This window comes from Teichococcus wenyumeiae (assembly GCF_003696345.1).
GTDB lineage: Bacteria > Pseudomonadota > Alphaproteobacteria > Acetobacterales > Acetobacteraceae > Pseudoroseomonas > Pseudoroseomonas wenyumeiae.
In genome coordinates this window covers 345,034-371,767 of the sequence record NZ_RFLX01000002.1, presented here as the reverse complement: position 1 = coordinate 371,767, position 26,734 = coordinate 345,034, and the positions used below count along the sequence as shown (strand labels likewise).

At 69.8% G+C, this 26,734-nt stretch carries 32 protein-coding genes; 10 read left to right on the top strand and 22 right to left on the bottom strand.

Annotated elements, in window-relative coordinates:
* Nucleotides 1-364: 364 nt before the first annotated feature.
* From rpsT to EBE87_RS04730, 10 genes are all read right to left on the bottom strand, one after another.
* Nucleotides 365-640 (bottom strand): 30S ribosomal protein S20, encoded by a 276-nt coding sequence (gene rpsT / locus EBE87_RS04775; RefSeq protein WP_120638171.1) that lies wholly within the window; start codon nt 638-640, stop codon nt 365-367.
* A 135-nt stretch (nt 641-775) separates the two neighbouring features.
* Entirely contained in the window at nt 776-1,552 is a 777-nt protein-coding gene (locus EBE87_RS04770; RefSeq protein WP_120638172.1) for an enoyl-CoA hydratase, read from the bottom strand.
* Between the two features lie 306 nt (nt 1,553-1,858).
* Complete coding sequence (gene mutM / locus EBE87_RS04765) at nt 1,859-2,701, bottom strand: bifunctional DNA-formamidopyrimidine glycosylase/DNA-(apurinic or apyrimidinic site) lyase (protein WP_120638173.1); 843 nt, start codon at nt 2,699-2,701, stop codon at nt 1,859-1,861.
* 45 nt (nt 2,702-2,746) lie between these two features.
* Nucleotides 2,747-3,145 (bottom strand): hypothetical protein, encoded by a 399-nt coding sequence (locus EBE87_RS04760; protein ID WP_120638174.1) that lies wholly within the window; start codon nt 3,143-3,145, stop codon nt 2,747-2,749.
* 4 nt (nt 3,146-3,149) lie between these two features.
* Entirely contained in the window at nt 3,150-3,446 is a 297-nt protein-coding gene (locus tag EBE87_RS04755) for a hypothetical protein (protein ID WP_120638175.1), read from the bottom strand.
* Between the two features lie 31 nt (nt 3,447-3,477).
* Nucleotides 3,478-3,669 carry a hypothetical protein gene (locus EBE87_RS04750; protein ID WP_120638176.1) on the bottom strand — a complete coding sequence of 64 codons (192 nt, stop codon included), beginning with the start codon at nt 3,667-3,669 and terminating at the stop codon, nt 3,478-3,480.
* Between the two features lie 89 nt (nt 3,670-3,758).
* Complete coding sequence (locus EBE87_RS04745; RefSeq protein WP_120638177.1) at nt 3,759-5,501, bottom strand: sensor histidine kinase; 1,743 nt, start codon at nt 5,499-5,501, stop codon at nt 3,759-3,761.
* Nucleotides 5,502-5,566: 65 nt separating this feature from the next.
* Entirely contained in the window at nt 5,567-5,776 is a 210-nt protein-coding gene (locus EBE87_RS04740) for a NepR family anti-sigma factor (protein ID WP_120638178.1), read from the bottom strand.
* Entirely contained in the window at nt 5,776-6,306 is a 531-nt protein-coding gene (locus EBE87_RS04735; RefSeq protein ID WP_233553183.1) for a sigma-70 family RNA polymerase sigma factor, read from the bottom strand. Before EBE87_RS04735 ends, EBE87_RS04740 begins: the two co-directional genes overlap by 1 nt.
* Nucleotides 6,307-6,621: 315 nt before the next feature.
* Nucleotides 6,622-7,116: a sigma-70 family RNA polymerase sigma factor gene (locus EBE87_RS04730; RefSeq protein ID WP_199707329.1), complete on the bottom strand. Its 495-nt coding sequence runs from the start codon at nt 7,114-7,116 to the stop codon at nt 6,622-6,624.
* Between the two features lie 80 nt (nt 7,117-7,196).
* Between EBE87_RS04730 and EBE87_RS04725 the strand changes: the two genes are divergently transcribed.
* The 3 genes from EBE87_RS04725 to EBE87_RS04715 all read left to right on the top strand — a co-directional run bounded on the left by EBE87_RS04725 (nt 7,197) and on the right by EBE87_RS04715 (nt 8,426).
* Nucleotides 7,197-7,925, top strand: coding sequence for a PhyR family response regulator anti-anti-sigma factor (locus EBE87_RS04725; protein ID WP_120638180.1), 729 nt, complete (start codon nt 7,197-7,199; stop codon nt 7,923-7,925).
* A gap of 95 nt (nt 7,926-8,020) precedes the next feature.
* Nucleotides 8,021-8,215 (top strand): CsbD family protein, encoded by a 195-nt coding sequence (locus EBE87_RS04720; protein ID WP_120638181.1) that lies wholly within the window; start codon nt 8,021-8,023, stop codon nt 8,213-8,215.
* 43 nt (nt 8,216-8,258) lie between these two features.
* The gene (locus tag EBE87_RS04715) at nt 8,259-8,426 is read left to right on the top strand and encodes a DUF1328 domain-containing protein (protein ID WP_120638182.1); all 168 of its coding nucleotides are present in this window, start codon (nt 8,259-8,261) and stop codon (nt 8,424-8,426) included.
* Nucleotides 8,427-8,505: 79 nt separating this feature from the next.
* On the opposite strand, the gene EBE87_RS04710 is transcribed toward EBE87_RS04715, so the two are convergent.
* Genes EBE87_RS04710 through EBE87_RS04695 form a run of 4 tightly spaced genes read right to left on the bottom strand, consistent with a single transcriptional unit; the run spans nt 8,506 to nt 11,459 of the window.
* Nucleotides 8,506-9,315, bottom strand: a complete 810-nt coding sequence (locus tag EBE87_RS04710; protein WP_120638183.1) for a transporter substrate-binding domain-containing protein — start codon at nt 9,313-9,315, stop codon at nt 8,506-8,508.
* A 35-nt stretch (nt 9,316-9,350) separates the two neighbouring features.
* Nucleotides 9,351-10,127 (bottom strand): amino acid ABC transporter ATP-binding protein, encoded by a 777-nt coding sequence (locus tag EBE87_RS04705; RefSeq protein WP_120638184.1) that lies wholly within the window; start codon nt 10,125-10,127, stop codon nt 9,351-9,353.
* Nucleotides 10,111-10,764, bottom strand: a complete 654-nt coding sequence (locus EBE87_RS04700) for an amino acid ABC transporter permease (RefSeq protein WP_120638185.1) — start codon at nt 10,762-10,764, stop codon at nt 10,111-10,113. The genes EBE87_RS04705 and EBE87_RS04700 overlap by 17 nt, the downstream gene beginning before the upstream one ends.
* Before the next feature lie 11 nt (nt 10,765-10,775).
* Entirely contained in the window at nt 10,776-11,459 is a 684-nt protein-coding gene (locus tag EBE87_RS04695; RefSeq protein WP_120638186.1) for an amino acid ABC transporter permease, read from the bottom strand.
* Between the two features lie 166 nt (nt 11,460-11,625).
* Between EBE87_RS04695 and EBE87_RS04690 the strand changes: the two genes are divergently transcribed.
* Nucleotides 11,626-12,417 (top strand): FadR/GntR family transcriptional regulator, encoded by a 792-nt coding sequence (locus tag EBE87_RS04690; protein WP_120638187.1) that lies wholly within the window; start codon nt 11,626-11,628, stop codon nt 12,415-12,417.
* 37 nt (nt 12,418-12,454) lie between these two features.
* Complete coding sequence (gene kdgD, locus EBE87_RS04685; RefSeq protein WP_120638188.1) at nt 12,455-13,381, top strand: 5-dehydro-4-deoxyglucarate dehydratase; 927 nt, start codon at nt 12,455-12,457, stop codon at nt 13,379-13,381.
* Between the two features lie 43 nt (nt 13,382-13,424).
* Here kdgD and EBE87_RS04680 read toward each other — a convergent pair whose 3' ends face one another.
* From EBE87_RS04680 to EBE87_RS04660, 5 genes are all read right to left on the bottom strand, one after another.
* On the bottom strand, nt 13,425-15,401 hold the full coding sequence (locus EBE87_RS04680) for an alpha/beta hydrolase domain-containing protein (RefSeq protein ID WP_199707331.1): 1,977 nt from the start codon (nt 15,399-15,401) through the stop codon (nt 13,425-13,427).
* Nucleotides 15,402-15,487: 86 nt separating this feature from the next.
* Nucleotides 15,488-15,928 (bottom strand): GNAT family N-acetyltransferase, encoded by a 441-nt coding sequence (locus tag EBE87_RS04675; RefSeq protein WP_120638189.1) that lies wholly within the window; start codon nt 15,926-15,928, stop codon nt 15,488-15,490.
* On the bottom strand, nt 15,928-17,355 hold the full coding sequence (tldD, locus tag EBE87_RS04670; RefSeq protein WP_120638190.1) for a metalloprotease TldD: 1,428 nt from the start codon (nt 17,353-17,355) through the stop codon (nt 15,928-15,930). Before tldD ends, EBE87_RS04675 begins: the two co-directional genes overlap by 1 nt.
* A complete protein-coding gene (locus tag EBE87_RS04665) occupies nt 17,352-19,625 on the bottom strand; it encodes a sensor histidine kinase (protein ID WP_120638191.1) in 2,274 nt (757 codons plus the stop codon). Before EBE87_RS04665 ends, tldD begins: the two co-directional genes overlap by 4 nt.
* A gap of 5 nt (nt 19,626-19,630) precedes the next feature.
* Nucleotides 19,631-20,713, bottom strand: coding sequence for a COX15/CtaA family protein (locus EBE87_RS04660; protein ID WP_122139904.1), 1,083 nt, complete (start codon nt 20,711-20,713; stop codon nt 19,631-19,633).
* A 135-nt stretch (nt 20,714-20,848) separates the two neighbouring features.
* Here EBE87_RS04660 and EBE87_RS04655 point away from each other — a divergent pair, with 135 nt between their 5' ends.
* The 4 genes from EBE87_RS04655 to EBE87_RS04640 are packed head-to-tail and all read left to right on the top strand — an operon-like array spanning nt 20,849 to nt 23,252.
* Complete coding sequence (locus EBE87_RS04655) at nt 20,849-21,616, top strand: glycosyltransferase family 2 protein (protein ID WP_122139903.1); 768 nt, start codon at nt 20,849-20,851, stop codon at nt 21,614-21,616.
* Nucleotides 21,613-22,305: a TVP38/TMEM64 family protein gene (locus EBE87_RS04650; RefSeq protein WP_120641266.1), complete on the top strand. Its 693-nt coding sequence runs from the start codon at nt 21,613-21,615 to the stop codon at nt 22,303-22,305. Before EBE87_RS04655 ends, EBE87_RS04650 begins: the two co-directional genes overlap by 4 nt.
* 45 nt (nt 22,306-22,350) lie before the next feature.
* Nucleotides 22,351-22,902, top strand: a complete 552-nt coding sequence (locus tag EBE87_RS04645; RefSeq protein WP_122139902.1) for a Smr/MutS family protein — start codon at nt 22,351-22,353, stop codon at nt 22,900-22,902.
* Complete coding sequence (locus EBE87_RS04640; RefSeq protein WP_120640789.1) at nt 22,899-23,252, top strand: helix-turn-helix domain-containing protein; 354 nt, start codon at nt 22,899-22,901, stop codon at nt 23,250-23,252. The genes EBE87_RS04645 and EBE87_RS04640 overlap by 4 nt, the downstream gene beginning before the upstream one ends.
* Nucleotides 23,253-23,263: 11 nt before the next feature.
* On the opposite strand, the gene EBE87_RS04635 is transcribed toward EBE87_RS04640, so the two are convergent.
* From EBE87_RS04635 to EBE87_RS04625, 3 genes are all read right to left on the bottom strand, one after another.
* The gene (locus tag EBE87_RS04635) at nt 23,264-23,512 is read right to left on the bottom strand and encodes a hypothetical protein (RefSeq protein ID WP_120640788.1); all 249 of its coding nucleotides are present in this window, start codon (nt 23,510-23,512) and stop codon (nt 23,264-23,266) included.
* A gap of 122 nt (nt 23,513-23,634) precedes the next feature.
* On the bottom strand, nt 23,635-25,464 hold the full coding sequence (gene typA / locus EBE87_RS04630; RefSeq protein WP_120640787.1) for a translational GTPase TypA: 1,830 nt from the start codon (nt 25,462-25,464) through the stop codon (nt 23,635-23,637).
* 252 nt (nt 25,465-25,716) lie between these two features.
* Nucleotides 25,717-26,067: a hypothetical protein gene (locus EBE87_RS04625; RefSeq protein WP_147465021.1), complete on the bottom strand. Its 351-nt coding sequence runs from the start codon at nt 26,065-26,067 to the stop codon at nt 25,717-25,719.
* 264 nt (nt 26,068-26,331) lie between these two features.
* Here EBE87_RS04625 and EBE87_RS04620 point away from each other — a divergent pair, with 264 nt between their 5' ends.
* Nucleotides 26,332-26,733 (top strand): DUF3775 domain-containing protein, encoded by a 402-nt coding sequence (locus EBE87_RS04620; protein ID WP_120640785.1) that lies wholly within the window; start codon nt 26,332-26,334, stop codon nt 26,731-26,733.
* The last annotated feature ends 1 nt before the right edge of the window (nt 26,734 follow it).

The window sequence follows — 26,734 nt, the reverse complement described above, 5'->3', positions numbered from 1 at the left end:
CACCTGCCATCCTCATCACCCAAAACCAGCCCGGCGCGGTCCTGACGGGAAGTGCCGGAGCCTCTGCTGATTTGGCCCTTAACAGGGCACCGAACAGGGGCGGACGCGGCATTTTCCCGAACAAGACACAGCAGTCCCTTAGAACAAGACACGGTTCCGCTATCCGTGATTCGCGGTCGGGCAAAAGAAACCCGGCCGGAGGAACGGCCAATACAACGAGTTAAACGGAAATCTGTGTCTGAAAGGGCGCCTGTTCTTGAAGGCTATTCCCGCAGGCCATCCGGCGCAACGGGAATATGGCGTGAACAGGAGCCCTGGCGGTCAACCCTGCGGGAAAGTCCCGTTCAGGGTTGGCCGGCCAGCATCAGGCCTGGGCCGAACCCAGGGCCTTGATGCGCGCGGACAGGCGCGAAAGCTTGCGGGCGATGGTGTTGGAATGCATCACGCCCTTGGTGGCGGCGCGCTGCATCTCGGGCTGCACGTCCTTGAAGGCGGCCTGCGCGGCGGCCTTGTCGCCACCGGAGATCGCCTTCTCAACCTTCACCAGGAAGGTGGAGACGCGAGACCGACGGGCGCGGTTGCGCTCGTTGCGGGTGGCATTCTGCCGGATGCGCTTGCGCGCGGAAGCGGTGTTCGCCATGGCGTGTGTTCGTACCAGTCGTCTGTTTGTCGAGAGCGCGCGGGCCGGTCAGCCCGCCACGGGAAGGCGCCGCTTCTACCCGCGCCTGGGGATAAGAGTCAATGCGAAGTCACCTTTCAGGCCTCCGCGCATGGCTCACCCCCGCCGGAAGCTGGGTTTGCGCTTCTCGTTGAAGGCGGCCATCCCCTCCTTCTGGTCCTCGGTGCCGAAGAGGGAGAGGAAGAGGCGGCGCTCCAGCCGCAGCCCCTCGCGCAGCGGCAGCTCGAAGGCGGCATTCACCGCTTCCTTGGCCATGGCGACGGCGGGGGGGGAAAGCTCGCCGATCTTCTGTGCCAGGGCCACGGCCTCCGGCAGCAGCTCCGCCAGGGGCACCACGCGGGCCACCAGCCCGGTGCGCTCGGCCTCGGCGGCATCCATCATGCGGCCGGTCAGCACCATCTCCATGGCCTTGGACTTGCCGATGGCACGCGTCAGCCGCTGGCTGCCGCCGGCGCCGGGGACGATGCCCAGCTTGATCTCGGGCTGGCCGAACCTGGCGTTATCCGCCGCCAGCAGGATGTCGCACATCATCGCGACCTCGCAGCCGCCGCCCAGGGCGAAGCCGGCCACGGCGGCGATGACGGGCTTGCGGACGCCCAGCACCGCCTCCCAGGGCGCGATGAAGTCGTTCAGGTAGGTGCCGGGCCAGGAGCGTGGCTGCATCTCGCGGATATCGGCCCCGGCGGCGAAGGCCTTATCATTGCCGGTCAGCACAATGGCGGCGATGGCGGGGTCGGCATCGAAGGCGTGCAGGGCCTGGCCCAGCTCGTCCATCAACTGGTCGCAAAGCGCGTTCATGGCCTGGGGGCGGTTGAGGCGGATCACCCCGGCGGCGCCCTGCACCTCGGTCAGGATCATCTCGTATTCGGCCATGCGCTCTGCTTCCTTGCTTTCCGGGTGGCGCAGATTGCACCGGGGACGCGGCCGCGGCCAGAGGGGGCGCCGCCCCCTCCGGACCACCCCCGCCGGGGTGACAGGGTCACCCCGGGCCCCGCCATCTGTTTCGGGTGGCATGGTGGTTCCGCCGAGGGGCGCGGACCCTCGGCGACCGCGGCCTCAGCCCCTGTGGCCTTTCTGAAAAATATCCGAGGGCGCCGGTCAGGAAAAACCCGCAGCGGGGCCCGGGGTGGACTTTCCACCCCGGCGGGGGTCCAGGGGGCGGCGCCCCCTGGCCTCGGCCTATCGCTGCGTCCGCGCGCAGAAGAAGGTGCTGCGCCCGGCCTGCACGATGCGGGAGACCCCCTGGCAGCCCGGCTTGCCCGGGCAGAGGGGGCAGGGTTCGCCCTCGCGGTCATAGACGCGGAAGCGGTCCTGGAAGTGCCCCAGCTCCCCATCCGCCTGCACATAGTCGCGCAGCGAGGAGCCGCCGGCCTCGATGGCGTCCCGCAGCACGTCCTTGATGGCCGGCACCAGCCGTTCCGCCCTGGCGCCCGGCACCGTGCCGGCAAGGCGGCGGGGAGAGATGCCGGCGCGGAACAGCGCTTCGGCCACATAGATATTGCCGAGGCCCGCCACCACGGACTGGTCCAGCAGCGCGGCCTTGATGGGCGTCTGCTTGCCGGCCAGGGCGGCGGCGAGGATGGCGGGGGTGAAGTCGTCCTCCAGCGGTTCCGGCCCCATGCCGGCCAGCAGGCGGTGGCTGTCCTCGGCGGCGGTGGGCACCAGATCCACGCTGCCGAAGCGGCGCGGGTCCACGAAGCCGACATGGGTGCCTTCAGCGGTTTCCAGCACCAGGTGCTCATGCGCGGGCGGCGGGGCATTGGCGCCGCGCGGGCGGGCCACCATGCGGCCGGACATGCCGAGGTGGATCAGCACCGACTGGGCGTTGGAAAGGCGCATCAGCATGTATTTGCCGCGCCGGCGGAAGCCGGTGACGCGGGCGCCGGAAAGGGTCTGGGCCAGTCCGGCGGGGAAGGGCCAGCGCATGCCCTCGCGCCGGGTCTCGGCGCGCAGGATGGTCTGGCCTTCCAGCACGGCGGCCAGGCCGCGCATCACGGTCTCGACTTCGGGAAGCTCGGGCATGCGCCGGATATAGGGTGGGGCGCGCCGGGCTGGCGAGGGCGGGCGCTAGAAGCGCTCGCGCCGCTTCGCACGGCGGTTGCGCAGGAAGGTGAAGGCCAGCGGCAGCAGCGAGACGCCGATGCCGCTGCGCGCCTCATGCAGCGCGGTGCGGCGGATGGAGGCGGCTTCCAGCTCGGCCGGGCTTGCCGGGTTGCGCATGGCGATCAGGCCCAGGATCAGCGCCAGCACGAGGTCGGCGGCGAAGATGACCACGGCGCGCCAGAGCGGGGAGAGTGTGTCGCCCAGCGCGATCCAGGCGATCAGGTGCAGCATGGCGAAGGCAGCGCCGATCATCACCGCGGCCGCGAGCAGCAGGATGACGCGGCGGACTTCCCGCTGCACCCGCAGGCCAAGCCGGGTGCGCTCCGCCTCCCAGGCGACGTTCAGAAGGCGGAGCGACCGCATCGCGTCAGCGTCCCAGCAGGCGGGCGAGGACGTAGCCCAGGCCGGCGGCCAGGGCGATGGAGGTGAAGGGCCGTTCCTTGACCAGGGAGGCGACGGTATCGGCCTCCTTGCGGGCGGTGCCGGAAACCTGGCCACCGAAATCCTTGGCCATGCCCTGGGCACGGTCCGCGAAGTCCTGGGCGCGGCCGGCGGCGCGCGTCACGGCGGGGGTGACGCGCTCCTCCATCAGTGCTTCCACCTTGCGGCGGAGGTCGGCGATCTTTTCCTCGACGGGTTCGAGGTTGATGTCGGACGAAGCCATGTCGGGTGCTCCTTGAAAGGTTGGGTGCGGTTCAGCGGGTCGCGCGGTCGATGTCGCGGCCCAGGCGTTCGACGGGGCCACGCGGGGGGTCCACCGTGTCGCGGATGGCGCTGCCGGCATTGTCGATGCTGCGGCCGGCACGCTCCGCCGGGCCTTCCTCGCAGGCGGCGAGCGGCACCAGCAGCACCAGGGCGGACAGCACCTGGAGGGACAGCTTGCGCATGGCGGAATTCCTTATCCCGTACGCCGCTTCAACGCCGCGCTGGAGATCCGGGTTGCGGCAAGCGTGAGCGGTACTTTAGGCCCGCCCTCTTAATCGTGGCCATCCACCTTCATGGCGCGGCCGGTGATCTCGCCTTCCCGCCGCCGCAGGGGGAAGCGCAGGTTCAGCTCGGTGCCGCCGTCCGGGCCGTGGTGGCGCTCGATCTCGCCGCCCAGATGCTGGGCGAAGCCCTGGATCAGCGTCATGCCGATGCCGCCGCCGCCATCCTCCTCCTCGTCCATGCCCTGGCCGTCGTCGCGGATGGAGAGCAGCACGTCCTCGCCCTCCTCCGTCGCCTCGGTATGCACGGAGATGGTGATGGTGCCGGTGCTGCCGTCGGGGAAGGCGTGCTTGATGCTGTTGGTCACCGCCTCCGTCACCAGCAGTGCCAGGGAGACGGCCTGGTCGGTCACGATCTCCAGCTGCCCGGCCTCCACCACCAGGTTGATGCGCTTGCCCGGCTTCTCACCCAGCGCGGAGAAGAGCTGCTGGCAGAGCTCCTGGAGGAAGGGGCGCAGCTCGATCGCCTCGAAGGTGCGGTTGGTGTAGAGGTGGCGGTGCAGCGTGGCGAGCGCCTGGACACGGTCGCGCGCCGTGCCGAATTCGGCCTTGGCGGCCGGGTCGCGCAGCCGGTTGGCCTGCAGGTTCAGCAGCGAGGCCACGATCTGCAGGTTGTTCTTCACCCGGTGATGGATCTCGGCCATCAGCAGGTCGCGCTGGCGCAGGGCGGAGCGCAGCTCCTCCTCCCGCGCCGCGATGGCGACGGCGGCATCGGTGAAGGCCTGTTCCAGCCGGCTGACCTCCTCCGGCTCCCCACGCAGTGGCTTGCCGCCGAAGGGGGCGCCGGGGCGCCATTCCCGCACCCGCCCGGCCAGCACGCGCAGCGGCCGGGCAATGGCGATATCGGCGCCCACCACGATGACGACCAGGCAGGCCAGCAGAAAGGCCGCCAGCTCGGCCACCCGGCGCAGCAGCAATTCATTGGCGGTGCGGCGCAGCCCGCCGGTGGGCAGGCCCACCACCAACCGCACATCGGTATCCAGCGCTGTGGCGGCATAGGCGAATTCCTGGCCGTTGCGGGCCTGGGTCTCGATGGCGGCGCCGTCGGGATGGGCCGTCAGCGCCTCCAGCGTCGCCTCGTCGGGCAATTCGCCGGCGCGGGCGGGGGTCAGGGGCAGGGGGGTGTTCTCGCGGTCCACCAGCCAGACACGCTGAGTGGCGTTCAGGCGGCTGCGGTTCTCGCTGCGGATGAACACATCCATCAGCAGCCCGGCGGCGACGATGCGCGCCAGCTTGCCATCCGCCACCACCGGCACCAGCCCGACCAGCAGGGGGCGGTTGGTCACGCGCCCGTTGGTGAAGCGGTTTAGCGCGAAGCCGGCCCCGGCCACCCCGGCGGCCATGCGCTCGGCCTCGGCCTGGGCCAGGGGGAAGATGGAGGAGGCCGAATAATCGGCGCCGGCCTGCACATGCGGCAGCGCGCTGCAGAGGATGCGGCCCTCGCCGTCCATCACCCAGATATTGGAATAACGTTCCCGCTGGATATCCAGCAGATTGCCGAGGCGGAGGCCGCAGTTTCCGTCGATGTCGGTGGAAAGGGCAGGGGTGCGGGCGATGCCCTGCAACATGTCCTGCATGGCGGCCAGGGTGGCGCCGTGGCGCTCGGCCGCGATTTCCCGCAGCATGGCGGCGTTGCGCCGGCCAATGGCCAGCTCGGCCTCATAGCCCAGGATGGCGTTGGCGCCGGCAATGCCGATGACGGGGACGCTTGCCACCATCAGCAGCAGCAGCATGCGTCCGCGAACACTCTGGAGTAACCGCCACGGCGCCCACCGGGACGGTGGCGCCGCCGGTGGGTTCACTTCGTCCGGTCCTGCTCAATCAACCGGAGCAGCTCTTCGGGAATGGGTTCGCGGGCGATGTCATCATACATGGCATGCAGGCCGCGTTGCAGCCACAGATCGAAGGCGGCATCAGGGGTGCCCTTCCGGGCGCGCCCCTCCTTCGGACGGTCGGAGGGCTCTTCGCCCTCCTCCGCCAACACGCGCTTGTCCGCCTGTTCGTCCATCAGCTTCCCAGGTGCAGTGCCTGCCCGCTGGCCTTTGAGATCGTTTTGCGGCTTGTAGCACCACGGCGGGTGGTCTCGCCAGCCTGGGCCTGAGCCGTTCCGCGCTTCGCCTTCGGCTCCTCGCCAACCAGCCAGGCTTCCAGCTGACGGCGGGCGCGGAAGACGCGGCACTTGGCCGTGCCGACCGCGCAGCCCATCACCTCGGCCGCTTCCTCATAGGACATGCCCTGCACGGTCACGAGCATCAGGGCAGTGCGGTGGTCTTCCGGCAGGTCGGCCAGGCGCATGCGCAGCTCGCGCAGGGCCAGGCTGTCTTCCTGCGCGGCGGGGCGCGCCAGCGCCTCGGCCGGCGCGTTGTCCATGTCGCAGGTGTCACGCTTGCGACGGATGTCGGACAGGAAGCGGTTGCGCAGGATGCGGAACATCCAGGCGCCGAAGTTGGTGCCGGGCGTGAAGCTGGCCTGGGCGGCCAGGGCGTTGCTGACCGCCGCCTGCACCAGATCGTCGGCGTCGGCGCGGTTGCGGGTCATCGACACCGCCTGCACCCGCAGCCGCGGCAGCAGGGCAACAAGCTGTTCGTGGAAGCTGGGGCCTTCCGCCACGTTCAGGACGGCTTCTGCGGTCTCGGACTTGCTCACGGAATGGATGTCCTTGTCATGGCCTTGCATGCTCGACCAATGACCCAGCGGTTAAGACGGTTGCGTGGAATCCTTCATGCGAACGCATGGCAGATATGCGAGCAAAGCATGTAACCATGCCCCGGACCCGGCCATTGGCGACGTGGATCCATGCGCTTTCTCCACCTCGCCCTCCGAACCCGGCCAAGCTCCGGCAATGCGCCGCGCCTATATGGCGCGATGCGGAAAGTTGCGTGCCAGCGCCGCACGGGCCCGCGACACCCTGGCTTTCACCGTGCCCACCGGCACGGCGCAGATGACGGCCGCTTCCTCGTGCGACAGGCCATGCGCCCCCACCAGGATCAGCGCCTCCCGCTGCGGCAGTGGCAGGGCCTGCAAGGCACGGCCGAGGTCCTCCAGTTCCCCGTGGTCCTCCTGCGGCACACCGCTTTCTCCCGGATCGGGCATCCGCTCCAGCGCGCGGCGCTCGGTGCCGCGGCGGCGAATCTGCTCCAGGAACACGTTCCTCAGGATATGAAACACCCAAGCCCGCAGGCTGGTTCCAGGAATCCACTGCATTTCTGCCCGAAGGGCGCGCAGCACCGCTTCCTGCACCAGGTCGTCGGCCAGGGCGGCGTCACGCGCCAGGAAGCGGGCGAAGGCACGCAGGTCCGGCAGCAGGGCGGGCAGGGAAGTACGGACAGACTCTGGCGGATGGGTCATGATCTGCGCACTCTCTTAGCGACCACCGCCCCGCGACCCAAGAGCATGCCGAAACAAAGCACTGATACGAGGGCCACCATATGAATGCCGTAACCCAGGCCGATCTGCTGCGCAGCCTGCCAGCCGCCCGCCGCTATGCCCGCGCGCTGACCGGCAGCCAGGCGGCCGGCGACGCGCTGGTGGGGCAGGCGCTGCGCAATGGCCTTCCCGAAGGCCTTTCCGCGCGGCTGGCGCTTTATGCCGGCGTCACCCGCATCGCCCCGCCGCCGGCGGCGCCGCCAGCCGGCGCCGTGCTGGGCGCGCGCCACCGGCAGCTGCTGCTGCTGACGGCGCTGGAGGAGCTTTCTGTCAGCGAGGCCGGGCAGGTCATCGGCATTCCCACCGATGTCGCCGAGACGGAGCTGGAGGAAGCTCGCGCCGCGCTGCGCTCCGCCGCCGCCACCGACGTGCTGGTGATCGAGGATGAGCCGATCATCGCCATGGACGTGCGGCAGCTGGTGGAATCCTGTGGCCACCGCGTGGTCGGCGTGGCCGCCACCGAGGCGCAGGCGGTGCGCCTGGCGGCCAGCAAGCGGCCGGGGCTGATCCTGGCCGACGTGAACCTGGGCGCGGGCGGCGACGGCATCACCGCCGTGGGCCGCATCCAGGAGCAGCTGAAGGTGCCGGTGATCTTTGTCACCGCCTATCCGGAACGGCTGCTGACGGCGGAGCAGGTGGAACCCGCCTTCGTGATCTCCAAGCCCTTCGAGCCGCTGGCGCTGGCGATCGCGACCTATCAGGCGGTGTCTTCCACCGTCCCGATCGAGTAACGGCACCAAGCTGAAACCAGGGTGTCATCCGTCACGTTCCTCACCCATCGCAGCCACCGGCGCCGCCGGATGGATGAGGCGTGAGGAGAGGACGGATGACCCGGGACCGCATGGCCGGAAACTGGAAACAGTTCACCGGCATGATGAGGGAAGGCTGGGGCTGTCTTCTGGCCGATGAGGCCATCATCCGCAGGGGGCGGCGCGACCGCCTCCTGGGACGAATCCAGCGACGTCATGGGGTGGCGCTCGATGCGCTGCGCCCTTCCATCCGCTGCGGCGGCCGCGCCTGAGAAGACGACCCACCTCAACCCCGCCCTTCGAGGATTTCCAGCCATGCTCTACTGGACGCTGATTTTCCTGGTCATCGCCTTGGTCGCCGGCGTGCTCGGCTTCACCGGCATCGCTTCCGCCGCCAGCGGCATCGCCAAGATCCTCTTCGTGATCTTCCTGGTGCTGTTCATCGTCTCGCTGATCTTCGGCCGCAGCTGGGCCTTTGGCTGAACCCGGCTTCCGGCCATGACAAAGGGCGGGCCCCCGGATGGGAGCCCGCCCTTTTCATGTGCCCGGCCGCCTCCGCCGCTCAGGTCTCGCGGTTAATGAGGTCCTTCGGCAGGTCGCGGTCGTGGAACTTCTTGAACATCGTGTTCAGTTCGCCGCTGTTGAAGGCGGTGCGGATCCAGTCGTTCAGCCAGGCCTTCAGCGGCTCCTCGCCCTTCGGCAGCGCCATGCCGAGGTTGAGTTCCTGCTGCACGAACTTCACGTCCAGCCGGTTGTTCGGCCGCTTCTCGTTCATGCTGGCCAGCACGGCGGTCTGGGTGGAGACGAGGTCGAGCTGGCCCGACACCACGGCGGTGATCAGCGTCGCGTCATCCTCGAAGCGCACGATCTCGGCGCCGCGGGCATTCTGCGTCACCATCACGTCATTGACCGTGGCGCGCGTCACGCCGATGCGCTTGCCGATCAGGTCCTTGTATTCCTTCACCGCCAAGCTGGGCACGCCGGCGACGATGATGTCGAGCGTGGCATAGGGAATGGTGAAGTCGATGGCCCGCTTGCGCTCCGGCGTGATGGCGAGGCTGCCGATCAGGATATCGGCCTTGCGCGTCTGCACCGTGGGCACGCGGGCGGCATTGGTGATCTGCACCAGCTCCAGCTCGGCACCGAGCGCCTTGGCGATCAGCCGCGCCGTCTCGACATCCGAGCCGGTCGGGTTGAGGCCGGCATCCATATAGGCGAAGAGCGGAATGCCCATCGCGACGGCGATGCGGACCTTCTTGTTCTTCTTGATGTCGTCGAGGCTGTCGGCCTGCGCCGGCAGCGCGACCAGCCCGGCGGCACCGAACCCGGCAGCGCCGGCGAGCAACGTGCGGCGGTTGAGCGTGATGGTCATTCCTGTTGTTTCCCTCTTGTGTTTCTTGAACCGGGCTAAAGCTCGTGGCCCAGGAAGTCCCGCAGCTCCGGCGTGCGCGGCTGGGCGAACATCTCGGCGCCGCCCACTTCCCAGACCAGTCCGTTGCGCATGAAGATGGTGCGGTTGGCCACGCGCCGCGCGAAGCCCATTTCATGCGTCACGGTGATCATGGTCATGCCGTCGCGCGCCAGCTTCTCCATCACGCGCAGCACCTCGCCGGTCAGATGCGGGTCGAGCGCGGAGGTCACCTCGTCGAACAGCATCACCTTGGGCTGCATGGCCAGCGAGCGCGCGATGGCGACGCGCTGCTGCTGGCCGCCGGAGAGTTGCTCGGGATAGGCATCGGCCTTCTCGGCCAGCCCCACCTGGGCGAGGCAGTCCCGCGCCAGCTCCCGCGCCGCGCTGTTGCCCATGCGCTTCACGCGGCGCGGGGCGAGCGTGACATTCTGCTCGACGGTCAGGTGCGGGAAGAGATTGTAGCTCTGGAAGACGATGCCGACATCCTGGCGCAGCGCGCGCAGCCCGGCTTCCGAGAGATGCGTGCCGACATGGTGGCCGCAGACCTCGATGCTGCCGCCCTGGATGCTCTCCAGCCCGTTGATGCAGCGCAGCGCAGTGGATTTTCCGGAACCGCTGGCGCCGATCACCGCCACCACCTCGCCCGGCGCCACGTCGAAGGAAACGCCCTTCAGCACTTCCAGCGGGCCGTAGCTCTTGCGCACCTCGCGCAGGCTGACGGCGGGCGCGGTGGCGGCGGGGCGGGGGAAGGTGTCGTTAGCGGCGGCCGACATTGAGCGTCCTTTCCAACGAGCGGCTCCACGCCGTCAGCGGGTAGCAGAGGATGAAGTACATGGCGCCGGCGATGCCGAAGACCAGGAAGGGCTGGATGGTGGAGTTGTTGATCACCTGCGCCGCCCGCGTCAGTTCCACGAAGCCGACCACGGAGGCGAGGGAGGTGTTCTTCAGCATCTGCACCATGAAGCCGACGGTCGGCGGCGTGGCGATGCGTGCGGCCTGCGGCAGGATCACATCGACAAAGGCCTGCCAGCGGGTCAGCGCCAGGCATTCGGCGGCCTCTCGCTGCGTGCGCGGCACGGCCTCGACACAGCCCTTCCAGATCTCGCCCAGGAAGGCGCTGGCATTGATCATCAGGGACAGCGCCGCGGCCACCAGCGGCGGCACCTCGATGCCGAAGATGCCCAGGCCGAAATAGGCGATGAACAGCAGCACCAGCAGCGGCGTGCCCTGGATGACCTCGACATAGACCAGCGAGATCTGGCGGATGAGGCGGGAGCGCGCGGTGCGCGCCAGCATCACCAGGAAGCCGGCGGCGCCGCCCAGCACGAAGGCCAGGGCGGAGAGCACCAGCGTCCACATGGCGCCGTAAAGCAGGTAGCCGAAGTAGCTCCAGTTGAAGACGATATCCATCTGTGCGGCCCCTAGAGCGCGGTGCCGAGGCGGCGGCGGCGGGGGAAGGCGACGAGGCCAAACAGCCAGAAGCCCAGCTTCAGCAGCCCCGCCAGCGCCAGATACATCGGCGCGATGGCCACGAAGGTCTCGAAGGAGCGGAAGGTGAAGGACTGGACGTTGTTGGCCACCGCCGTCAGCTCCTCCGTCGAGATCTGCGAGGCGACGGAGGAGGAGAGCATCATCAGCACGAACTGCCCGGTCAGCGCGGGATAGACGCGCTCGATGGCCGGGCGGAGGATGACATCCCAGTAGATGGTGGGCGTGGACATGCCGAGCGACTGCGCCGCCTCGATCTGCCCGGGATGCACCGTGTCCATGCCGGCGCGGATGATTTCCGAGCAATAGGCGGCGACATTGAAGACCATGGCGATGACGGCGGCGGTGAAGACCGGCAGCCGGATGCCCGCGCTGGCGAGGCCGAAATAGAGAAAGAAGATCTGGATCAGGAAAGGCGTGTTGCGGACGATCTCGACATAGATACCGACCGCGCGGGAAAGCCAGCGCCGCTTCGAGCGGCTGCCGATGGCACATAGTGTACCGATGGCCATGCCGAGGACCGTGGCGATGGCCGTGAGCTGCAGCGTGACGATGGCGCCGTGCAGGAAGTCCGGCCAGTAGTCGGCGAGGGCAGAGAAATCGAGTTCGTATCTCACGGGGCGGCGCCCAGGGGCGCGATGGCGGCACGCGGGCTGTCCATGCCGGGCTCTCTCCTGTTTCCGTTCCTCACCGGCGGTTCATCCGCCGGTCATGTCGTCTGTTGTCAGACCAATTTTGCTGTTGGTGATAGTCCTGTGCTGCCGGTTGTGCAAGTGTCGCCTCATGCCACCGACCGCCGATCCCACTGGCCTGAGCCTGCACCCCCTGCGCGACCCGCGCCGCCTGAGCCTGTCCGAGCAGGTGACGCGCGACCTCGATGCCCGCATCACCCAAGGCGAGCTGCGCCCCGGCGACCGGCTGCCCACCGAGCGGGAGCTGATGGCCCGCTACGGCGTCAGCCGCACCGTGGTGCGGGAGGCGATGTCCAGCCTGCGCGCCGCCGGCCGCCTGGCGACGCAGCAGGGGCGCGGCGCTTTTGTGCTGGAGCAGCCGGTGCCGGGAACCCTGGCCTATCGCCTGCATCCTTCGGAAGCCGATGCGGCGGGGGACATGCTGGCGCTGATGGAGATTCGCATCGCGCTGGAGGCCGAGGCGGCTTCCCTGGCGGCGCAGCGGCGGGACGAGGCGGGGCTGGCCACGCTGACGCGCATCGCAGAGGATTTCGAGGCCAGCATCGACGACCCGGCGCAATCGGCGGTGCATGACCGGGAATTCCACCTGTGCGTGGCGCGGCTTTCCGGCAATGCCTATTTCGGCTCGCTGCTCGGCAGCCTGGGCGCGGGGCTGCTGCCACGCGCCAGGATCGACCTGTTCAAGGACGATGCCGAGGCCCGGCTGGCCTATCTGCGGCTGTTGCAGGTGGAGCATGGCAATATCCTCGACGCCATCCGCCGCACCGATGCCGAGGGCGCGCGGGCTGCCATGCGCCTGCATCTGACCCTGAGCCGGGAGCGGCTGCGGGTGGCGCTGGAAGGGTTGGGCAAGGCTTGCGGCGCCCCAGATCAACTTGTATGACAACTGACAAATCAGCGTCAGCCAGGAAAGCACACGCATGTCCACCCAGCAGTTCAGCCCCGAGGACCTGAAGGCCGCCCTGCCGACCGGCCTCTTGTCCTTTCCCGTCACGGATTTCGATGCCGCCGGCGATTTCGACGAGAAGGGCTACCGCGCGCGGCTGGAATGGCTGGCGCCCTATGGCACCGCCACGCTCTTCGCGGCGGGTGGTACGGGCGAGTTCTTCTCGCTGACGCCGCGGGAATATTCGGATGTGGTGCGCACCGCCATCGCCGGCTCCGGCGGGCAGGTGCCGATCGTGGCGGGCGCCGGCTATGGCACCCGCACCGCCATCGAATATGCGAAGGAGGCCGAGCGCCTCGGCGCCGCCGGCATCCTGCTGATGCCGCCCTACCTGACCGAAACCTCCCAGGCCGGGCTGCGCGCGCATATCGCCGCCGTCTGCAAGGCCACGTCGCTGGGCGTGATCGTCTACAACCGCGCCAACTGCAAAGTCTCGGCCGCGACCCTGCAGGCCGTGGCCGATGAATGCCCCAACCTGATCGGCTTCAAGGACGGCGTGGGCGATATCGAGGCGATGGTCTCTGTCTATAACGGCCTTGGCGACCGCCTGACCTATCTTGGCGGGTTGCCGACGGCGGAGGTCTACGCCGCCGCCTATCTCGCCATGGGCGTGCCGACCTATTCCTCGGCGGTGTTCAATTTCATCCCGCGCACGGCGATGGAATTCTACAAGGCCGTCACCACCGGCGACACCGCCACGGTGGACCGCCTGCTGCGCGACTTCTTCTTCCCCTACCTCAAGATCCGCAACCGCCAACCGGGCTATGCGGTCTCCATCGTCAAGGCCGGCGCCAGCATCGTCGGGCGCGGGGCGGGGCCAGTGCGCGCGCCGATCTCCGACCTGACGGATGCGGAGCTGGAGCAGCTCCGCCCGCTGGTCGAGGCGCTCGGCCCGCAGTGATGCCGGGGGCCGGAGGGCGCCTGTCCCTCCAGCCCGTCATGCCTTACTGGCCGAGGCGGGCCAGCGTGCCCTCGCGCGCCGCCTGCAGCGCCGCTTCCGCATCGGCGGGCAGGAGCAGCCGCTCCGCCACCAGCCGCTCGGCGGAAGCCCGCACCGCATCATGGTATGCGGCGGGCGTCAGATAGAGTTCCTCCAGCGACGGGCGCGGGTCGCCCTTGGCCTGCCGCTCCGCCTTCGTGGCGGCGAAGGGCACCACGCCGCCGGACTGGGTGCAGATCTCCTGCGGCCCCCTGGCACCGGTCTGCGCGTTCCAGCCGACATAGGTGGCGCGCGGCGCGTCGATGATCGGCAGGCGGATGCCGGCGATGGCATTGCCGTCCAGTCCGGCGCGCGGCAGGAACAGCGGGTATTCGCCACGCACCTGCGGCACCGGGTCGCTGTCCTCCACCGGCTGCTGCACCCAGAAGGCCTGCACGTGCTGCTGGTTGTAGGGAAGGTCCGGGATGGGCGGGTAGACCTGGCCGGCCGTGACCAGCGTGCCCTGCGCCCGGCTGGGATAGCGGCTGCCGGGCGGCTCCACGCCTTCCCGCACCCAGCGTTCCATGGCCACCAGCAGGGCGCGCAGGGCGGGGCCGCCGTTGATCGGGTTCAGCGGCATGGTGCAGGCCGGGCTGGGGCGGGCCACCGCATTGGCCGGGTTGCCGTGCGGCGCGCCGGACAGCAGGTAGAGCCGCACTTCCGGCGGCAGGTCGATATGCTGGCCGCGCGTGTCGGTGACATTGAGGCTGCCCAGCGAGCCCCAGAACTCGAATTCCGAATCCATCTGCATGACGCGTGGGCAAGTGTTGCTGGTGCGGCAGCGCAGCAGCAGCCCGTCGCGCCGGCCGTTCAGCGCATCCTCGGTGACCTCGTAGGTGAAGGGAAACTGGCCGACGGGATAGAGGCGGTCGAATTCCGGGCCCGGATTGCGGCCCGGCTGCGCGAAGCGGGCATTGGTGAAGGAGCCGCGCGCGCCGGGGATGATCGGCATCAGGCCCTCGAAGACCACGCGGCCCGCTTCATCGCGGTTGAGGCCGAAATACAGGAAATCCCGCAGCGCGCGGCCGGATTGCGAAATGCCGAGGCCGATGGCGCGGTCCACCGTACTGCGGCCATCCGCCGCCAGCGGGTTCCGCGCGCTGGTGTCGCGGCGGAGAAAGGCCGAGACATCGCGGATCGCCGCCAGCCCCATGCCCATCACGCGCGGGTCGCGGGCGGTATAGGTCAGCTCGAAGATCGTGTCGGGTTTGGTATTGGCGGGGGCGGTGATCTCGATGGTGGAATCATCGATGAAGCGCAGCGCCAGGCCGTCTTCCGTGCGGCGCGGCTCGTCGGTGCGGGCGCGCAGGGTCAGCCGGGCCGAGTTGCGGTCGGCCACCGGGTAGCTCAGCGTGACGCGGTAGGGGCCGGGCTTGTCGCCGAAGCTCCATTCCTCGCGCGACGGCCCGGTGATGCCAGGCACGTTGGGCACGGCGATGCGCAGCATATGGGCATCATTCGGCGCATCGGCCTGCCAGCCGGCCCAGACGAGCGTATAGCCTTGTTCCAGCAGGAAGCCGTTGCCCATGTCGGCGGCCTGTTCCAGCCGGCTGCCGGCGGCGCTGTCGCCATCCTGCGCCCAGCTGTTCAGCAGCTTGCGGCCACGGTTCACCACCTCGAAGAGCAGCGTGCCGTTGGGGTGCTGCGGGCGCAGGATCACCACATCGGTGGTGGCCTCCACCTTGCCCTGCGCATTGCGCGGCGCGCGGTCGAGATCGACGATCACCGCATTGGCGGGATCGGCGGGGTCGAGCGCGATGGTGGCGCGGGCGGTGATCTTTTCCGCCGTGCCGCGCGCGCCGAAGCTGCGGCCTTCCAGCGCCGCTTCCTGGCGGGCGGTGATCTCGAAGCGCGAGACCTCGGCCCGCGTGGGCTGTGTCAGGGAACATAGAAGCAGGGTAGGCAGAAGGTACGCGCTTGTTCTTCGCGAAAGCGTCGTCATGTTCGCCGTTTCCTCCGGATTGGCTGTTTCCAGCCGGCCCAGGCTATCGGCAATCCGGGGGGGCACAAGTCACCGCGCGGCGAGCCTCACCCCATGGGCCGGCGCATCAGCACCGCGCGGCGCCCCAGCTTCTCCCGCCGCCCGTATTCGGTGAAGCCGAGGCGCTGATAGATGCCGATGTTGCGGGCCATCTTCTCATTGGTCATCAGCCGCACCTCGGGCTTGCCGCGCCGGATGGCCTCGGCGAAGACGAAATCCATCAGCCGGCGGCCGATGCCGGCGCCGTGCCGGGTGGGCTCCACGGCGATGTTGTCCAGCCAGAGGTGGTCCGGCGCCTCTTCCAGCACCAGCAGGCCGAGGATGCCGCCATCCTCCTCCAGCACCCAGGCCTGCCCGGCGGCGATGCGGGCGGGGTAGTCGTCCTCCATCGGCAAGGGGCGGATGCCGATGAGGGGCACGTAGGGGGCGTAGGCACGCTCCACCAGCGCGGCCAGGGCAGGGGCTTCCTCCGGCCGCGCCAGGCGCATCAGACGGCGGTGCCGCCGACCGTCAGGCCATTGAGCTTCAATGTCGGCTGGCCCACGCCCACCGGCACGCCCTGGCCCTGCTTGCCGCAGGTGCCGATGCCGGGGTCCAGCGCCACGTCATGGCCGATCATGGAGACCTTGGTCAGCGCATCGGCGCCGGAGCCGATCAGCGTCGCGCCCTTCACCGGGGCGCCGACCTTGCCGTTCTCCACCAGGTAGGCCTCGGAGGCCGAGAAGACGAACTTGCCGGAGGTGATATCCACCTGCCCGCCACCGAAGTTCACGGCATAGATGCCGCGCTTGACGGTGGAAAGGATCTCCTCCGGCGAATGCTGGCCCGCCAGCATCACGGTATTGGTCATGCGCGGCATGGGCGCATGGGCATGGCTCTGGCGGCGGCCATTGCCGGTGGGGTTCACGCCCATCAGCCGCGCGTTCTGTCGGTCCTGGATGAAGCCCTTCAGGATGCCGTCCTCGATCATGACGGTGCGGCCGCTGGGCGTGCCCTCGTCATCCACGGTCAGGCTGCCGCGGCGGTCGGGCAGGGTGCCGTCATCCACCACCGTCACGCCCGGCGCCGCGATGCGCTGTCCCAGCAGGCCGGCGAAGGCAGAGGTCTTCTTGCGGTTGAAGTCGCCTTCCAGCCCATGGCCGATGGCTTCGTGCAGCAGGATGCCGGGCCAGCCGGGGCCGAGCACCACTTCCATCTCGCCGGCGGGCGCGGGCACGGCGTCGAGGTTGATCAGCGCCTGGCGCAGCGCCTTTTCCACCGCGTCCTTCCACTGCGCTTCGGAAGTGATCTGGTCATAGGCGAAGCGGCCGCCCAGGCCATGGCTGCCGGTCTCGCGCCGGCCGTCGCTTTCCACCACCACGGCGACATTCAGCCGCACCAGCGGGCGCAGGTCGGCCACGCGGGTGCCATCGGCGCGCAGGATCTGCACCGCCTGCCATTCGCCGGTCAGGCTGGCCATCACCTGCGTCACGCGCGGGTCGCGGGCGCGGGCATGGGCGTCGATGGCGGCCAGCAGCGCCGTCTTGGCGGCGAAGTCCATGACCGGCAGCGGGTTGTCCGGCACATAGAGCCGCGCATTGGTGGCGCGCGGCGCCACGGCCAGCGTGCCGGAGGCACCGGAGGAGATGGCGCGCACCGTCTCCGCCGCCCGCTTCAGCGCGGCTTCCGAGATCTCGCCGCCATGGGCATAGCCGGCGGCCTCTCCCGCCACGGCGCGCAGGCCGAAGCCGCGCGTGGTGTCGAAGCTGGCGCTGCGGATGCGGCCGTCGTCGAGGCTGATGGCCTCGCTTTCGCGGTATTCCAGGAACAGCTCGCCGTCATCGGCGCCATGCAGCGCATCGCCCAGGATGCGGGTGGCGGCGCCGGGGTCCAGTTCGCGGAAGAACAGCCGGTCGGTGGTGTCGAGCGCGCTCATGCGGTCTGCTCCTGCGAGATGGGGGCGGGGGCGCGCAGCAGGCGCAGCCGGGCGGTGGTGCCCTGGTCGCGCGCGCTGTCCAGCGTCAGCTCGCCCCCCATGGCGCGGGCAAAGGCGCGCGCCAGGTAAAGGCCGAGGCCGGAACCACCGTAGCGCCGGTCATGCGAGGTTTCCAACTGCACGAAGGGCTCGAAGGCGCGGGGCAGCTGCTCGGGGTCGATGCCGATGCCGGTGTCGCGCACCGTCACCCCCAGGCAGCCATCGGGCAGGGTTTCGGCGGTGACATGCACGCCGCCGCCCACAGGCGTGAACTTCACGGCATTGGAAAGCAGGTTGAGCAGCACCTGCCGCAGCCGCCGTTCCTCCGCCATGCAACGTGGCAGCTCGGCCTCGCATTCCATCGTCAGGGAAACCTGCGCCACCTCCGCCACGCCACGCACCAACCGCACGGCGCTTTCCAGCACGCTGGGCAGGAAGAGTGGGCGGGTCTGCACCGGCAGGTCGCCGCTGCCGATCTGCGCCACCTGCAGGATGTCGTCGATCAGCGACAGCAGGTGCCGCCCGGCCTCCAGGATGGCGCTGGAGAATTCCAGCGCCTCCTCGGGCAGGCGGTCGTCGGTCAGCAGCGCCTCGGAAAAGCCGATCACGGCGTTCAGCGGCGTGCGCAGCTCATGGCTCATGGTGGCCAGGAAGCGCGTCTTGGCGGAATTGGCTTCCTCCGCCACCCGCCGCGCCTGCTCCATCTCGGCGCGGATGCGCTGCTCCTCGGTGATGTCGGTATAGGTGCGGACAAAGCCGCCATCCGGCGTGGGGTCGGAACTGATCTCGATCACGGTGCCGTCGGCGCGGGTGCGGGTATAGCGCTCCCGCGACCGCGGATCGATCAACCGGATGCGCGCCCTGTAGGCCGCCTCGGCCGCCGGGCCGGTGCCGAATTCGCCGCGCTGGAACTGCAGCTCCCGCAGCGTGTCGAGATGCGCGCCGGGCACCATCTCATCCGCCCGCAGCCCGCTGAGGGTCAGCGCCAGGTCGTTGCGCGCCACCACGCGCAGGTCGCGGTCGAAGAGACAGACGCCGTGGCGCATGTTGTCCAGCATGGCGCGCAGCAGGTCGGCACGCTGCTGCGCCTGGGCCTCGGCCTGGTGCAGCGCGGTCACATCCGCCACCACGTTGATATGCCCGCCATCCGGCAGCGGCGCGTTGCGCACCGAGAGCACGGTGCCGTCGGGGCGGATGCGCTGGCGGGGGGTGCCGGTATACTCGAACTGGCGGCGGTAGACTTCCTCGCCGGTGACGCCGGGGCCGTATTCGCCGGCGGCCTCGCGCGCGCGGCACATGTCCAGCAGGTGGTCGCCCACCTTCAGCTCGGCGCCCTTCAGGATGCGCTGGTACGCCTCGTTCACCATGGTCAGGCGGTGGTCGGCGTCATAGACGCAGACGCCATGGGGCAGCGCCGCCAGCACGCCGCGCAGGGTGGCGGCGCGGTGCTGCGCCTCGTCCTCCGCCCGGCGCAGCGGCGTCACGTCCTCCACCGTCTCCAGGAAGCCGCCATCGGGCAGGGGGCGGCTGATGTTGCGCAGGGCGCGGCCATCCGGCAGCGGGCGGATCTCGTCATGCGGCCGGCTGCGGTCGATCCGCTCGCGCTCCTCGACAGCGGCCAGGATCGGCGAATCCGCGCCATGCCGCGCCAGCATGTGCTGGTACACTTCCGTCATGGTCGAGCCCGGCTGCAGCGTGCCGGGCACCAGCCCCAGCACCAGCTCATAGGCATCGTTGTGGCGCACCAGCCGGTGCGCGGCGTTGTAGAGGCCGATGCCGGTATGCTGGTGGCGCAGCGCCAGCTCAAGCTGCCGGTTGCGCTCCAGCGCCTCCTCTTCCGCGCGGCGGTGCTGGGTGACCTCGAAGGAATAGGAGACGAAGCCGCCCCCGGGCAGCGGTTCCGAGATGAAGTCGAACCAGCGGCCATCGGCGCGGCGCCCGGTGCGGCGGTGCGGGCGGCTGCGGTCCACCCGCATCAGCTGCTCGGCCAGCAATTCCGGGTCGCCGGGGCCGAGCAGGCCGCGGAAGGCGATCAGCCGCGAGAGCTCCCGCTGCGTGCGGCCGATCAGCACCGTATCGGCCGGCATGTTGAGCTGGCGCAGCATCTCGGCATTGGCGAAACGCAGCCGGTCCTCGGCGTCGAAGACGACGACGCTGATGGGCGCCGCCGCCAAGGCGGCCACCGCCACTGGCAGTTCCGGGACCGGCAGCGAATCCGGGGACTGCGCCATGGCGTTCAGGGGCCGGAGGGACGGGGGCGGCGCAGCGCGTGCAGGCTGGCGAGCGCCGCCGTCAGCACGCCCACCGCCACGGCCTGGTGCAGCGTGCCCAGCCAAGCCGGCACCACCAGCAGCAGGGTGGCGACGCCGAGGGCATATTGCAGCGCCACCGTCCCGCCCAGCGCCAGCAGCGCGGTGCGCGCCCGGCCGGCTGGCAGCGCCCGCGCGCCCCAGACGGCCAGCGCCACGGCGCCGATGCCGGCCAGGGTGGCCAGCAGGCGGTGGTTGAACTGCACCGCCGCGATATTGGCCGTGAAATTCTGCCAGAAGGGGGAGAGCGCGGCATAGCCGGCCGGCACCAGCCGCCCATCCATCAGCGGGAAGGTATTGTAGTCGAGCCCGGCGCGCAGGCCGGCCACGAAGCCGCCCGCCAGCATGGCCAGCACCACCAGCCCGGCCACGGGATGCGCCAGCCGGCGCAGCGGCGCGGCGGCGGGCGGGGCGTCGCGATGGGGGTGCGAGAGGCTCATCGCGGTCCAGATGAGCATGGCATAGAGCAGCAGCGCCAGCCCCAGATGCACCACCAGCCGGTAGGGGGAGACGGTGGTGCGGTCGGCCTCGAAGCCCGAGGCGACCATGAACCAGCCCACCGCGCCCTGGGCACCGCCGAGCAGGAACAGCACCACCAGCCGCCCCTTCAGCCCCGCCGGGACCCGGCCACGGACCCAGAACCAGACCAGCGGCAGCAGGAAGGCCAGCCCGATCAGCCGGCCCCAGAGCCGGTGCGTCCATTCCAGCCAGAAGATCCGCTGGAAGCCTTCCAGCCCGAAGCCGCGGTTGACCAGCTCGTATTGCGGGATGGTGCGGTAGAGGTCGTAGAGCCGCTGCCATTCGGCATGCGACAGCGGCGGCAGCGTGCCGGAAAGCGGCGCCCATTCCATGATGGACAGGCCCGAGCCGGTGAGCCGCGTGGCGCCGCCCAGCGCGATCATGATCCAGACCATGCCGGCCACCGCCAGCAGCCAGCGGGCGATGGCGCGGCGGTCGGCGGCCTCGCGCGTGGGGAGGGGAGGGGAGGAGGGGGGCGGATCGAAGGGCATGGTGGGGGCATGGCATATCACATCGCGCTGCCTTATGCCGCTGTGTTGCGCTGCGGCAGCGGCATGCCTCCCCCGCCGGCCCCGACAGCATGCGGCTTGTTCGGCCCCGCTGCGGCTGCTACGCCGCCTCCCCCCATGTCTGACGCACCGCGCCCCGCCGAGTCCTCCCTTGTCCCGCTGCTGGCCGTGGTGGTGCCCGTGCGCAACGAGGCCGAGAACATCGCCCCGCTGGTGGATGAGATTTCCGCCGCCCTGGCCGGGCTGCCGCATGAGATCATCTACGTGGACGATGGCTCCACCGACGGCACCGCCGCCGCCCTGGCCGGCACGGCGCGGCGCGCGCCGGCCCTGCGGGTGCTGCGGCACGCGGCTTCCTGCGGGCAGTCGGCGGCCATCGTCACCGGCGTGCGCGCCGCCCGCGCCGCCTGGATCGCGACCCTGGACGGGGACGGGCAGAACGACCCCGCCGATATCCCGGCACTCTGGGATTTCGTGCGGGCCGAGCCGGAGAACGACCGGCTGCTGGCAGCGGGCTGGCGCGTCAACCGGCGGGACACGCAGATCAAGCGCCTGTCCAGCCGTTTCGCCAACCGGCTGCGCGCCCGGCTGCTGGGCGATGCGACACCCGATACCGGCTGCGGGCTGAAGCTCTTTCCCCGCGCGCTGTTCCTGGAGCTGCCGCCCTTCGACCACATGCACCGCTACCTGCCCGCGCTGGTGCTGCGCGCCGGCGGCCGGGTGGTCAGCCGGCCGGTGAACCACCGGCCCCGGCTGCGCGGCACCTCCAACTACGGCACGCTGGACCGCGCGCTGGTCGGCATCTCGGACCTGATGGGCGTGATGTGGCTGCAGCGCCGCTGGAAGCGCCCGCAACTGCTGCCCCCTGGCGCCCCCCAGGCGTGAAGACCCTGCCGCCGCGCCTGCGCTCCATCGCCAAGCTGGCGCTGCTGGCCGCCGGCCTCGGCCTGGGTGGCTGGCTGCTGCGGGAGCTGGGCGATGGCCGCCCCGAGGCCTGGGTGCAGCGCTTCGGCCTGCAGCAGGACCTGTGGGGCGAAGCCGCCTTCCTGCTGCTCGGCGCCCTGGCCTGCGCCGTGGGCGTGCCGCGCCAGGCGGTGGCCTTCCTGGGTGGCTATGCCTTCGGGGCCTGGATCGGCGGCATGCTGGGCATGGTGGCGCAGTTGCTGGGCTGCGCCGCCGCCTTTTTCTGGGCCGCTGCCGTGGGGCGCGGCTGGGCGCAGCGCCGGCTGGACGGGCGATTCGGCCGCCGCCTGCGGGCGCTGCGGGACGTGCTGGCCGCCAGCCCCTTCAACACCACCCTGGCGCTGCGGCTGCTGCCGGTGGGCAACAACCTGGCGCTGAACCTGCTGGCGGGTTTGTCCGGCATCCCGGCCCTGGCCTTCCTGGCCGGCTCGGCGGTGGGCTACCTGCCGCAGACGGTGATTTTCGCGCTGGCCGGCAGCGGCGTGGCGGTGGCGCGCAACTGGCAGATCGCGCTGGCCGTGGTGCTCTTCGTGGTTTCCGCCCTGCTGGGGCTCTGGATGCTGCGGCGGCATCGCGCCGGCCATGCGATGGCGGAGGACGTGCCGGGCTGAGAGCCGTTTATCGCACCGCCCGCAGCCTGTAAGAGCGGAAGCATCATGGCCCGCCGCGCTCGCACACTGACTGAAGAGGAACGCGCCCTGTGGCGCGCCTTTGCCGCCGCCGTGCGGCCCCTGCCGGGCCATGCCCTGCCGCCGCTGCCTGCCCCGCCGCCCGCCGCCGCGCCGCAACCCTCCCCCGCCGCCGCACCACCGCCGCCCGCCGCCAGGCCCGCCGGGCACGCGCTGCCGAAGCGCAACCCGCCGGTGCAGGTGGGGCAGCCGCCCGCCGGGCTGGACCGCTCCCGCTGGCGGGACCTGCACCGGGGCCGCACCCGGCCGGAGCGCACGCTGGATCTGCACGGCCGCCGGGCGCAGGACGCCTACCATGCCGTTCGCGCTTTCCTGCACGCCGCCCAGGCCGATGGCCTGCGCTGCGTGGCGGTGGTGACCGGCAAGGGGCCAATGCCGGAAGGCGGCGTGCTGCGCCGGGAATTCCCGCATTGGCTGAATGCGCCGGACCTGCGCCAGATGGTGCTGGGCGCCGCCTATCCCCATGCCGCCAACCAGGGCGCGGTGCATCTGCTGCTGCGCCGCCGCCGCCTGCCGTGACCCCTTTCGGCGCCCGGCTGCGCGCGCTGCGGGAGGAGCGGGGGGTGACCCTCTCCGGCCTCGCGGCGTCGCTGCAGGTCTCGGCCGCCTATCTCTCGGCGCTGGAACACGGGCGGCGTGGGCTGCCTTCCGCCGGGCTGATCCAGCAGGTGAACGAGTATTTCGGCCTTTGGGACGACGAGATGACGCGGCTGGCCCGCATCTCCCATCCCAGGGTGGTGCTGGATACCGCCGGGCTTTCGCCGGAGGCCACCGAGATGGCGAACCGGCTGGCGCTGCGCATCCGCAGCCTGAGCGCGGCGCAGATCGCCGCGATGCGGGCCGTGATGGAGGAAGGGCGGGAGGGCTGAGCGCCCGCCGCTCAGCGGCCCGTACCGGGGAAGCCGCTGCCGCTCTCGCCCGGGATGCCGCTGTCGCTGAGCCCGCCGGTGCCGCCGGGGGCGGTGGCGTCGCCCGGTTGCAGCGTCCGGCCGCTGAAGGGTTCGGCCCGGGTTTCCGGGCCCCGCGCATCGACACCGATCTCGGGCCGCGGGCGCCCGGCGCCGCCGCCTTCCAGGGGCAGGCTGCAGCCTGTGAGCAGAAGAAGACCTGCCGCGATCCTGATGAGCATGACCGGCGCCTTTGTGCTGGGTGGCTCCAGCACAATGCGGCGTATCCGCGGCGGTTGCCGCCACGCCTGCCGGCAGTGGGCATGAAAAAAGGCGGCCCGGTGTCCCGGGCCGCCCTTCGTTCTTACGCCGCCTCGCTCTCGGAGCGACGCGCGTGCTTCTTGCGCTCGTTGGGGTCGAGGTAGCGCTTGCGCAGACGGATGGCGGTCGGCGTCACCTCCACCAGCTCATCGTCCTCGATATAGGCGATGGCCTGCTCCAGGCTCATCCGGCGAGGTGGCGTCAGCAGCAGGGCCTCGTCCTTGCCGGCGGCGCGGACGTTGGTCAGCTTCTTTTCCTTGATGGGATTCACGTCGAGGTCGTTCTCGCGCGAATGCTCACCCAGGATCAGGCCGGTATAGACCTTGGCGCCAGGGTCCACGAACAGCGTGCCACGCTCCTGCAGCGAGAAGAGCGCGTACTGCACCGCCTCGCCATCGGAGTTGGAGATCAGGCTGCCCTTGATGCGGCCCTCGATCGGCCCGGCCCAGGGCTGATAGCCCAGGAACAGGCGGTTCATCATGCCGGTGCCGCGCGTGTCCGTCATGAACTCGCCGTGGTAGCCGATCAGCCCGCGCGACGGGATGTGGAAGGTCAGGCGCACCTTGCCGCCGCCGGAGGGGCGCATGTCCTGCATCATGCCCTTGCGAAGCGACATCTTCTCGACGACGACGCCCGAGTATTCCTCATCGACGTCGATGACGGCTTCCTCGAAGGGCTCTTCCTTCTCGCCCGTCTCCGGGTTGATCTGCGTCAGCACGCGGGGGCGGCCGATGGTCAGCTCGAAGCCCTCGCGACGCATCTGCTCGATCAGCACGCCCAGCTGAAGCTCGCCGCGGCCGGCCACCTCGAAGGCGTCCACTTCCTCGGACACCTTCACCTTGATGGCGACGTTGCCCTCGATTTCCTTGAACAGCCGGTCGCGGATCTGGCGCGACGTGACCTTCTTGCCCTCGCGGCCGCCCAGCGGGCCGTCGTTGATGCGGAAGGTCATGGACAGCGTCGGCGGATCGATGGGGATCGCGTGCAGCGGCTCCGTCACCTCGGGGGAGGCGATGGTGTCGGGGATGGTGGCGTCCGAGAGGCCGGCGATGGCGCAGATGTCGCCCGCCTGCACCTCATCGACCGGCACGCGGTCCAGGCCCGAGAAGGTCATCAGCTTGGTCAGGCGGCCGGTCTCGACCACCGTGCCGTCCTGGCGCAGCACGCGCACCGGCATGTTGGTCTTGGCCACGCCCTGCTCGATGCGGCCGGTCAGGATGCGGCCCAGGAACGGGTCGGCCTCCAGGATCGTCGCGTTCATCGCGAAGGGCGCGTCATGGTTGACGGTCGGCGCCGGCACATGGCTGAGGATCAGGTCGAACATCGGCGACAGGTCCTTGCGGGGACCGTCCATCGTCAGGTCGGCCCAGCCCTGGCGGCCGGAAGCGAACATGGTGTGGAAGTCGAGCTGCTCGTCCGAGGCGCCGAGGGCGGCGAAGAGGTCGAAGACCTCGTTCAGCACTTCATCGGCGCGGGCGTCCTGGCGGTCGACCTTGTTGATGACGACGATCGGCTTCAGGCCACGGGCCAGCGCCTTGGTCAGCACGAACTTGGTCTGCGGCAGCGGGCCCTCGGCGGCATCGCAGAGCACGATGGCGCCATCGACCATCGACAGGATGCGCTCCACCTCGCCGCCGAAATCGGCGTGGCCCGGAGTGTCGACGATGTTGATCTTCACACCCTTCCATTCCACCGCGGTGGACTTGGCGAGGATGGTGATGCCGCGCTCACGCTCCAGGTCGTTACGGTCCATGGCACGTTCCGCCACGGCCTGGTTGGCGCGGAAGGCGCCAGCCTGCTTCAGCAGATTATCGACGAGCGTCGTCTTGCCATGGTCGACGTGGGCAATGATAGCGACGTTGCGCAATTCCATTAGGCGGGCAGTCCCGAGGCTGCGCCGCCTGCGCATACGGCCCGGCACCCTGGCCACCAGAGAGGGTGGCCGGGTGGGGCAGGAGCGGCCGGGCGGCTTGTTGTGTGGCGCACAAATAAGGGCTCAGAGGTGAAAAAGCGAGCATTAACGACATGATCACCCCGGCATGGCGCGCAGATCAGCCCCGACTCGCTGGTTTATGGCCTTCCGGGGCCCGGGCGGGCGGGGGAGACTCCGTCCGGGAAACGCGGCTCAGAGCCGGTAGACGGTCTTGCGGGCGCCGCCGAGGTCGTTGGGGCTGAACTGGTCCACGACGCACATGTGCATCGCCGGGCGCAGCGTCTGCGGCGCGCTGAGGGGGTTGTTCAGGCGCGGCCGGGCCTGGTGCTTCGGCCCGCCGGCGCGGGGCTCCAGATCCGCCACCCGCTGGTGGCCGGGCAGGCGGCCGGAGACACCCATCTCGGGGCAGCCCGGCGTCTCGGGGGCGAGGCGGGTGCTGATGTCGGTGGCGCCGGCCAGGATGTAGCCAGGGGTTGCGGAAGCCGCGTCAGGCCGGGCCTGGAGGGCGGTGGAGGCGGGGGAAGGGACGGTTTGCAGTGCCATGGCCAGAACCGTGGCCAGAACCGCAGCAGTCACCTTGGGGGAGGATGACGTGTGCATGTCTTTTCAACATCTCTTCTCAAGAGACGTTGCGAGAGCACTGATATCGTTGACGTGAGAAGGCTTAAGCGCTGCCAATTCGTTACGTGTGCAGTGCGGTAGAACGCTGACTCTATGTGATCTTTACCGGCACCATGCAGCCGATGCGCTTCTGCCGAGTTGGGGGGGCTGTGCCATGCCACAGACACAGGCCAGAGGAGCAGCCGCATGAGCGACACGGGTGACGACGACGACTTCGACCTCGGCATCAGCATCGAGACGGTGGCCACGGTCGTCGACCATCTCCGCACGCTGCAGGAGACGGAAAGCGAGCAGGACGAGGCCGCCGAGATCGATGACATCGAAGGCGAGGAGGAATTCGACGAAAGCACGCTCAGCACCTTCATCGAGGAGTTGAACGAGGACGAGCAGGCGGCGCTGGTGGCGCTGGCCTGGGTAGGGCGCGGCGACTACGAGCCCGACCAGTGGGAGGAAGCGGTGAGCATGGCCAAGGAACGGGCGGCCGGTGGCAGCACCGCCGACTACCTGATCCAGATGGAGCTGGCGGCCGACCTGCTGGCCGAAGGGCTGGGCTCCTTCGGCTTCTCGATCGACGACATCGAGCGCTGAG